The sequence below is a fragment of the Chromobacterium indicum genome, from assembly GCF_039708975.1.
GTDB lineage: Bacteria > Pseudomonadota > Gammaproteobacteria > Burkholderiales > Chromobacteriaceae > Chromobacterium > Chromobacterium piscinae.
The window spans coordinates 131996-139845 of record NZ_JAYFSJ010000014.1 but is presented as its reverse complement, the minus strand read 5'-3'; the positions used below and the strand labels follow the sequence as shown (position 1 = coordinate 139845).

General features: G+C 66.0%; 10 protein-coding genes. 4 read left to right on the top strand and 6 right to left on the bottom strand.

The window, feature by feature from the left end; all coding sequences use genetic code 11:
* On the top strand, positions 1 to 816 hold an 816-nt coding region (locus VA599_RS18750; protein ID WP_346790022.1), incomplete at its 5' end, for a calcium-binding protein.
* 102 nt (positions 817 to 918) lie between these two features.
* Here the strand turns inward: VA599_RS18750 and rlmH are convergent.
* The 4 genes from rlmH to VA599_RS18730 all read right to left on the bottom strand — a co-directional run bounded on the left by rlmH (position 919) and on the right by VA599_RS18730 (position 3119).
* Positions 919 to 1389 carry a 23S rRNA (pseudouridine(1915)-N(3))-methyltransferase RlmH gene (rlmH, locus tag VA599_RS18745; protein WP_021475653.1) on the bottom strand — a complete coding sequence of 157 codons (471 nt, stop codon included), beginning with the start codon at positions 1387 to 1389 and terminating at the stop codon, positions 919 to 921.
* A gap of 66 nt (positions 1390 to 1455) precedes the next feature.
* Positions 1456 to 1824 (bottom strand): ribosome silencing factor, encoded by a 369-nt coding sequence (gene rsfS / locus VA599_RS18740; RefSeq protein ID WP_021475654.1) that lies wholly within the window; start codon positions 1822 to 1824, stop codon positions 1456 to 1458.
* Positions 1825 to 1902: 78 nt separating this feature from the next.
* Positions 1903 to 2541, bottom strand: coding sequence for a nicotinate-nucleotide adenylyltransferase (gene nadD / locus VA599_RS18735; protein ID WP_346790019.1), 639 nt, complete (start codon positions 2539 to 2541; stop codon positions 1903 to 1905).
* Positions 2538 to 3119, bottom strand: coding sequence for a beta-class carbonic anhydrase (locus tag VA599_RS18730; protein WP_021475656.1), 582 nt, complete (start codon positions 3117 to 3119; stop codon positions 2538 to 2540). Before VA599_RS18730 ends, nadD begins: the two co-directional genes overlap by 4 nt.
* Before the next feature lie 303 nt (positions 3120 to 3422).
* Here VA599_RS18730 and VA599_RS18725 point away from each other — a divergent pair, with 303 nt between their 5' ends.
* On the top strand, positions 3423 to 3983 hold the full coding sequence (locus VA599_RS18725) for an acetate uptake transporter (RefSeq protein ID WP_046159025.1): 561 nt from the start codon (positions 3423 to 3425) through the stop codon (positions 3981 to 3983).
* Between the two features lie 55 nt (positions 3984 to 4038).
* On the opposite strand, the gene VA599_RS18720 is transcribed toward VA599_RS18725, so the two are convergent.
* Both VA599_RS18720 and VA599_RS18715 read right to left on the bottom strand, forming a co-directional pair.
* A complete protein-coding gene (locus VA599_RS18720) occupies positions 4039 to 4794 on the bottom strand; it encodes a hypothetical protein (protein ID WP_104945577.1) in 756 nt (251 codons plus the stop codon).
* 40 nt (positions 4795 to 4834) lie between these two features.
* Positions 4835 to 5821, bottom strand: a complete 987-nt coding sequence (locus tag VA599_RS18715; protein WP_346790016.1) for a DUF2804 domain-containing protein — start codon at positions 5819 to 5821, stop codon at positions 4835 to 4837.
* 133 nt (positions 5822 to 5954) lie between these two features.
* Here VA599_RS18715 and VA599_RS18710 point away from each other — a divergent pair, with 133 nt between their 5' ends.
* Positions 5955 to 6104, top strand: coding sequence for a hypothetical protein (locus tag VA599_RS18710; RefSeq protein WP_021475660.1), 150 nt, complete (start codon positions 5955 to 5957; stop codon positions 6102 to 6104).
* Complete coding sequence (locus VA599_RS18705) at positions 6101 to 7552, top strand: beta-barrel assembly-enhancing protease (protein ID WP_346790014.1); 1452 nt, start codon at positions 6101 to 6103, stop codon at positions 7550 to 7552. Before VA599_RS18710 ends, VA599_RS18705 begins: the two co-directional genes overlap by 4 nt.
* Positions 7553 to 7850: the final 298 nt, after the last annotated feature.

Genomic DNA, 7850 nt, shown 5'->3' with positions numbered 1-7850 from the left:
AAGGCCTACCGCGTCAGCGCGGAAGACTCGTACCGCGATGAGCTGGTCTTCGGCGCCGACATCAAGGAAAGCGACATCCAGGCGCTGCGCAGCGGCAACGACATGGTGTTCCGCCACGTCAACGGCCGGGACAGCGTGACGGTGCAGAACTGGTTCGCCAACCAGCTGTACTGGATCGAGCAGATCACCTTCGCCAGCGGCGTGAAGTGGACGGCCGACCAGCTGATGAAGCAAGGGGTGCCGCTGGTGGGCACCGAGCTGGGCGACACCCTGCGCGGCGGCGACGTCGACGACTGGATCCAGGGCAACGGCGGCAATGACTCGCTGTACGGCGGGGTCGGCAACGACCTGATCGAAGGCGGAGCGGGCGACGACGGCTTGTTCGGAGAGGAAGGCAACGACACCCTGCGCGGCGGCATTGGCAACGACACCCTGAATGGCGGTAACGGCAACGATACCTACCGTTTTGGCCGCGGCGACGGCGCGGATCTGGTGCAGGATTCCGGCGGGCAGGACGCGCTGGAGTTCGACAAGGGTGTCAACGCCGACCAGCTGTGGTTCCGCAAGCAGAACAATAGTCTGGAAGTCAGCGTGATCGGCGGCGGCGACAAGGTGGTGGTGGACAACTGGTTCGGTAATGCCGCCAACCAGCTGGAGACCATCCGCTCCGGCGACGGCAAGGCGCTGGCGGCTTCGCAGGTGCAGGCGCTGGTGACGGCGATGGCGTCGTTCAACCCGCCGGCGGCGGGCCAGATGACGCTGCCGGCCGATTACCAGGCGGCGTTGCAGCCGGTGATCGCGTCCAGCTGGAAGTAAGCGTCTAGTCTCTGCCGCGTTTTGCGCGCGGTGGGGACCGCAAAAACGACAGCCCCGTCGGCTCAGGCCGCGGGGCTGTTTTCATGGCGCAGCGACGGCGCGCTATTCGCGATGATAAGGGTGGTTGTTGAGTATCGAGTAGGCGCGGTAGATCTGCTCGGCCAGCATCACCCGCACCATGCCGTGAGGCAAGGTCATCGCCGACAGCTGCAGCAGCACGTCGGCGCGTTGCTTCAGCTCTTGCGACAGACCGTCGGCGCCGCCGATGACGAAGACCACGTCGTCGCCGCCGGCCATCCACTCCTTCAGGCCTTCGGCCAGCTTGACCGAGGTCCAGTTCTTGCCGCGCTCGTCCATCACCACCAGCCGCGCGCGCGGCGGGATGGCGGCGATCAGCCGTTCGTGCTCGGCGGCGATGCCTTTCTCGGCGGTGACGCCGCCGCCGCGCTTCTCCGGCTTGATCTCTTTCAGTTCAAGCGTGATGTCGCGGCCGAAGCGCTTGGCGTAATCGGTATAGGCCTCGTCGACCCAGCGCGGCATCTTGGTGCCGACGGCGAGTATGGTGATTTTCATCGGGAAGGGCTTGTGCGGAGGGAGAAAAACGAAAGGGCGGGAAGAACCCGCCCTTGTTCGGTCAGCTTATACCGCCGACCACGGTTTGGCGGCGCCCAGCGCGAAGCTGGGCTTCTGGCCGCCCCACAGCGCCTCGATGTCGTAGTAGTCGCGCACGGCGGGCAGCATCACGTGCACCACCACGTCGCCGGCGTCCACCAGCACCCATTCGCCGCTTTCGTGGCCTTCGCTGCCGACGATGTCCACGCCGGCTTCCTTCAGTTTCACCTGCACGCTGTTGGCCAGCGCCTTCACCTGGCGATTGGAGTCGCCGGTGGCGACGATCATGCGTTGGAACAGCGAGGTGAGCTCGCTGGTATCCAGTTCGATGATGTCCTTGCCCTTGACGTCTTCCAGAGCCTCTACGGCCAGTTTGCTGATTTCTTGAATTTCCATGATTCCTTTTCCTGTGCCGGTACATAGCAGGCACAGGCGCCGGCAAGAGGTACCAAAAAGAGCGGGTAGGGCGGTGCCCTACCGGTATAGCCGCTGCCGGCGGATGTAGGCCAGCACGGCGGGATCGATCAGACCTTCCACCGGCTCGTCGGCGGCCAGCTGGGCCCTCAGGCGGGTGGCGGACAGATCGAGCGGCGGGAGGGCCAGGGGGCGGATTGTACCGGAAGCCGTTCGATTTGAAAAATCAGATACTTGGCGGGCCTGCCACTCTTGGCGGACTTGGGGGGGGAGGGCGGCCGGATCGAAGCCGGGCCGCATCGCGACGGCGAGGTTGGCGAGGCGGAACAGCTCGCGCCAATTCTTCCAGGAGGACAGCGCCGCCAGCGAGTCGCCGCCGACCAGAAACCATAGTTCGGCGGCTGCGCCCAGCTCGGCGCGCAGTTCGCGCAGCGTGTCCACGGTGTAGGCGGGACGATGGCGGCGGATCTCGCGCTCATCCACCGTCAGCCTGGCGTCGCCGGTGATGGCTAGCTTCACCATGTCCAGGCGTTGCGCGGCGCTGGCGCGCGGCCCTTCCACCCGGTGGTAGGGCTGGCCGGCGGGAATCAGCCTGACTTCGTCGAGCGCCAGTTCGTCGGCGAAGGCGCGCGCCATGCGCAGGTGGGCGTGGTGGACGGGATCGAAGGTGCCGCCGAACACGCCGACGCGGGCGCTCATTCGGCTGGCGCTTCCTCGTCGCCGTAGCCGTTGATCACCATTTCCAGTCGGCCGGTGGACGGGTGGATCACCATGCCGTGCACCGGAACGTCCTTGGGCATCAAGGGATGGTTGCGGATGGTCTGCACGGTGTGGCGCACGCTGTCGGACACGTTGTCGAAGCCCTTCAGCCAGCCGTCCAGGTCGATGCCGGCCGCGCGCAGGGTGGCGATGGTGTCTTCGGATACGCCGCGCTCCATCGCGTGGTTCAGCACGCGCTGCGGATCGACCGCGCGCATGCCACAATCGCGGTGGGCGACCACGCAGATCTCGTCGGCGCGCAATTCGTACACCGCCATGATCAGGCTGCGCATCACCGAGCCCCAGGGGTGGGTGATCAGCGCGCCGGCGTTCTTGATCAGCTTGGCGTCGCCGTTCTTCAGGCCCATCGCCTTGGGCAGCAGCTCCACCATGCGGGCATCCATGCAGGCGAGGATGGCCAGGCCCTTGCCGGGAAACTTGTCGGTCTTGTATTGCTCGTATTCGCGGTTTTCCACGAAGGCGCGGTTGTGCTCGAGCAGGGTATTCAGTCGGTCCATGGGTGCGGTTTCCTATGCGGATATCGGGACGGATTCACCTGTGCGTCCGGCGGGCGCATAGGTGAATTCGCTCTGGAGGCTTTGCTCTATTCCGGGCGGCATGCTACCACCAGTCGGCGGAATCCGGACAGAAATTCGCGGCTGAATCGGTCTGTACAGATGGGGGCGAAGGCGGCGATTGCAAGCAGAGTTGGTCCTCATGCTAATTATACAGAGTTTGACGAATCTCCTTGCCGCGCCGGACCGCCTTGCCTAGAATCGCGCCTCCTTAAATATTACTGCTTGCTTATTCTGGAGCGTTTCGTGAACGAAAAACTGGCCAACCCGGCCCCGCTGGGCCTGATGGGCTTCGGCATGACCACCATTCTTCTCAATATCCACAACGCCGGCTTTTATCCGATCAGCGCGATGATCCTGGCGATGGGCCTGTGCTACGGCGGCCTGGCGCAGATCGTCGCCGGCATCATGGAGTTCCGCCGCGGCAACACTTTCGGCGTTACCGCCTTTCTGTCCTACGGCCTGTTCTGGCTGAGCCTGGTGCTGCTGATCGTGCTGCCCAAGACCGGCCTGGCCGACCCGACGCCGGAAGGCTATATGGGCTGGTACCTGCTGATGTGGGGCGTGTTCACGCTGTTCATGCTGGTGGGCACCGTCAACTATCCGCGGGTCAAGCAGTTCGTGTTCGCCTCGCTGACCGTGCTGTTCTTCCTGCTGGCGGCGCGCGATTTCACCGGCAACGCGGTGATCGGCATGATCGCCGGCTTCGAGGGCATCGTCTGCGGCGCCAGCGCCATCTATCTGGCGATGGCCACCGTGCTGAACGAGCAATACGGCCGCACCGTGTGGCCGGTGGGCGCGCGCTGAACGCGATCCGCTTCCGTATCCCAACGCCCCGCATGGGGCGTTTTTTATTGCCGGCTCAATGGCGATGCCGGCCCAGCCACATCACGGCCAGCTGCACCAGCACCGCCAGGCTCAGCGCCAGCAGGAAGGCGGAGGCCGGCCGCAGCGCGTCCAGCGCGCCGGCCAGCGCCAGGCAGAAGGCGATGAAGGCGTAGAAGCCGCGCACCATGCCGCGCAGCAGGCGGATGGCGGCGGCGGGGCCGGCGCTGGCGTGGGTGAAGACGCCCAGCACGCTGGCCAGCACCGGAAACACCGCCAGCAGGCCGCTGAGCGATGGCCCCAGTTTTTGCGACAGGCTGGTGATGATCAGCACCAGCACCGCGCCGGCCGCCATCCGGGGAGCCATGCCGGCTTCGCGGGGAAGGGCGCTCGCCGTGGCGGGCGGAGCGGGAAACAAAAAGCCGGCCAGGGGCAGGAAGGCCAGGCCCAGCATTGCCGCGGGCCATGGCGGCAGCGCCGCGGCCTGGCTGGCGACGACGGCGAGCGCGTAGCCGGCCACGCCCAGCGGCAGGCACAGCGGCCAGCGCCAGCGCAGGGCGGCCCAGCTGTAGGCGATGCCGAACACCACGTTGGCGGCGGCGCCCATCGCCGAAGCCAGCGCCGCTTGGCGGGCGAAGTCCGGCCCTTGCTCCAGGGTCAGGATCAGCAGGATCGAGCCGGTGATCACCGGGAAACCCGCCAGCGCGCCGGCCACGCCCGGCCCCCATTTTCTGGCGGCGGCGCTGATCAGCCAGATCAGCGCCGGCACCAGCAGCAATTTCAACAGCAGCATCTTAATAGCCTGTTCAAAGTCTTTGGTGAGCAGCGCGGCTTTACCAGCGCGAGACATGGTCTTCGGTGACGCCGGCCAAGGCGCGCACTGCGTGGCGCGTTCCGCTGTCGGGGTCGATCAGCTCGCCGTCGAAGCGGCCCACCGGCTGCACGTAGCGGCTGGCGGCGACGATCAGGTTCTTGTCCTCGCGCCGCGCGCCTTCCGGCGTGAAAGTCAGATCCACCATGCCGTCGTCGCTGCGGATGCGCCATGGCGCCAGCGGGTTTTCCGCCTGGTAGTCGAATGTCGCCGCGCCGACGCGCCACAGCCGGCCGTCCAGCCACACCGCGTTTTCCTCGCGGCCCATATAGCCCTGCTGCAGATTGAAGCCGATGCCGGCGCCGTGGGCGCTGGCCCAGCGCCAGCGCGTTTCGCGGGCCAGCAGGCCGTTGGAGTAGTCGAGCGAGGCGGTCGCGGCGGACAGATCGTAGCGACCGGCCGCGCAGCGCGCCTCGCCGCGCGCGGGCAGGCCGCCGCTCTTGTGGGTGCTGTGGGCCAGATAATTGGCCGGCGCCACCACCGCCAGCACCGGCGGCATCGCTGAGAGGTCAATTTCCGCGTCCAGGCTCAGTTCGCGGCTGGCCACGCTCAGCCGCAGAACGTCGCCGGCGCGCTCGAAGACGAAGCGCTTGCCGGGGAGACGGAAGCGGGCGTCGCCGAAGGCGCGGTCGGCCAGGTTCACGCCGATGCCGGGCAGGCCGTTGGCGCTGGCGGCGGCCACTACTTTTCCTTGCTTGCGATCGAACAGATAGGCGAAGGCGGTGCCGTTCCAGCCCACGTCCACCACTGCGGCGGCGATCAGGAAATCGTCGTGGGCGAGGGCCGCGTATTGCCAGCGCTTGTGGTGCAGCTTGCGCGACAGGCGCTGCAATGGCGTCAGCGCTAGCGTCCGCCAGCTCAGTTCGGGCACGATGCCCTGGTAAACGCCGAAGGCGGCGCGGCCATCCGGAGCGGTGAGGCGGAGCGGGGCGGAGGGCAGGGTGGGCATGGCGGAGCACCGGTAGGGGAATGCGGTCGAGTCTAGCGGAATCCGTTCATCATGGCAGCGCGCTACAATTGTTTAACATTGCGCACAATTGCGCGCATGCCATTTCGCATCGTTCGCGGCTATCATAAGCCCTATGATGAAAAGCCGCCTGCTGTTCGCGTTGCAGAAGCCGCCCCGCGCGGCAAGCCTGGATGAACCCTTTCGTCATGGCGAATTGGTGCAATTGTTCAACATTGCGCGCGGCTTCGCCGATGCCGGCTTGATCCGTTCGCGGCTGCCATGAGCTTCTCGAAGAAGAGTCTGCTGTGCGCGCTGCTGGCCTCCACGCTGGCCCAGCCGCTGACCGTCCGCGCCGATCTGCCTGATCTGGGCGAGATATCCGACGCCTCGCTGTCATTGTCCGACGAGGCGCGCATCGGCCGCGACGCGCTGCGCGCGATGCGCGAAGCCGGCGACGTGGTGGACGACCCCGAGGTCAATGTCTACCTGAACGGCATCGGCGGCCGTCTGGCCGCGGCGGCCGCGGTGCCGGGAGTCCACTTCACCTATTTTTGCGTCGCCGATCCCGGTATCAACGCCTTTGCCATGCCCGGCGGCTATGTCGGCATCAATATCGGCCTGATGCTGGCCTCCCAGAGCGAAGGCGAGTTGGCCGCCGTGCTCGGCCACGAAACCGCCCACGTCGCCCAGCGCCACATCGCGCGGATGCAGGCGGCCAATAGCGCCACCAGCCCCTTGTTGCTGTTGGGCACCATCGTCGCCGCCGCGCTGGCGGCCAAGGCCGGCAGCGGCGAGGGCGCGATGGGCGCGGTGTCGGCCGGCATGGGCCTGTCCATTTCCCGGCAGCTGGCGTTCTCGCGCGATTTCGAGCGCGAGGCGGACCGCGTCGGCATGCAATACATGGGCGCCGCCGGCTTCGACGTGCGCTACATGGCGTCCTTCTTCCAGCGGCTGGAGCAGGCCAGCCGCTACAGCGACAACACCGCCTACGCCTTTTTGCGCACCCACCCGGTGACGCTGGAGCGGATCAGCGAGGCGCAGAACCGCGCGTTGGACTACCCGGTGCGGATGCGCGCCGACAGCGTCGACTACTTGCTGGTGCGCGAGAAGCTGCGCGTCCTCACCCTGTCGCCGGAAGAGGCGGTTTCCCATTACGACAGCGCGCTGCAGCGGGGCTTGTTCCTCAGCGAAGGCGCAAATTGGTATGGCCTGGCGCGCGCCAAGTTGCTGCAGCATGACCGCAAGGGCGCCAGCGACGCCTTGGCCAAGGCTCGCGCCAAGCTGCCGGACAACCCCATGCTGTACGGGCTGGAGGTGGAGATCGCCCGCGATGGCCGCGACTGGGCCGCCGCCGCCCGCGCGGCCAGGGATGGCTTGTCGGCCTTCCCGCGCAGCGAGTCGCTGCAACTGGCCCAGCTGGATGCCGCGCTGGACGGCGGCGATCGCAAGGCCGCCCAGGGGCAGCTGCGCCAGTTGCTGGACAACCGGCGCGACGATCCGGCGCTGTACCGGCGCGAGGCCAAGCTGTACGCCGACAAAGACCCGCTGCGCTACCACGCCGCCTTGGGCAATGCGTTCTATTACGAACAACGCTACGGCGCGGCGCTGGAGCAGTACCAGTTGGCCGGCAAGGCCAAGGGGGACGACTTCTACTTGAGATCCATGCTGGAAGCCCGCCTGCGCGAGGTGGAGAGGCTGGCCAAGGAGGAGCGCAAGGCTGCGCGGAATTGAAACAATTGTTTCAGGATCGCGCGGCTTATCGCAAAAAAACAACATGATGCGGCGCAACATCTGTTTTTTTCGCGACTTCCAGCTGTCTTAGCCGTCGACGGCTATTCCTTTGCGAATCCATCCAGTCGTACACTGGCGGGGTTGCTTTACACCCATTCGCAAATGAACATTTTTATTTGCGAATCTGTTCGTTTATAATCGCAAATCAAATAATTGGCTCGCTTCTGAGCCAATAGCATAAAACGCGGGACCGGCCGGTTTCGAGACTCGGTCCCCGATGTCACCCGCTGTGAGGACC

What these genes read in the sequence shown, in the direction of transcription:
- VA599_RS18720 (WP_104945577.1), bottom strand. Translation starts at nt 4,794, where the DNA reads ATGCTGCTGTTGAAATTGCTGCTGGTGCCGGCGCTGATCTGGCTGATC.
- VA599_RS18710 (WP_021475660.1), top strand. Translation starts at nt 5,955, where the DNA reads ATGATGAAAAGCCGCCTGCTGTTCGCGTTGCAGAAGCCGCCCCGCGCG.
- VA599_RS18715 (WP_346790016.1), bottom strand. Translation starts at nt 5,821, where the DNA reads ATGCCCACCCTGCCCTCCGCCCCGCTCCGCCTCACCGCTCCGGATGGC.
- nadD (WP_346790019.1), bottom strand. Translation starts at nt 2,541, where the DNA reads ATGAGCGCCCGCGTCGGCGTGTTCGGCGGCACCTTCGATCCCGTCCAC.
- VA599_RS18705 (WP_346790014.1), top strand. Translation starts at nt 6,101, where the DNA reads ATGAGCTTCTCGAAGAAGAGTCTGCTGTGCGCGCTGCTGGCCTCCACG.
- rsfS (WP_021475654.1), bottom strand. Translation starts at nt 1,824, where the DNA reads ATGGAAATTCAAGAAATCAGCAAACTGGCCGTAGAGGCTCTGGAAGAC.
- VA599_RS18730 (WP_021475656.1), bottom strand. Translation starts at nt 3,119, where the DNA reads ATGGACCGACTGAATACCCTGCTCGAGCACAACCGCGCCTTCGTGGAA.
- rlmH (WP_021475653.1), bottom strand. Translation starts at nt 1,389, where the DNA reads ATGAAAATCACCATACTCGCCGTCGGCACCAAGATGCCGCGCTGGGTC.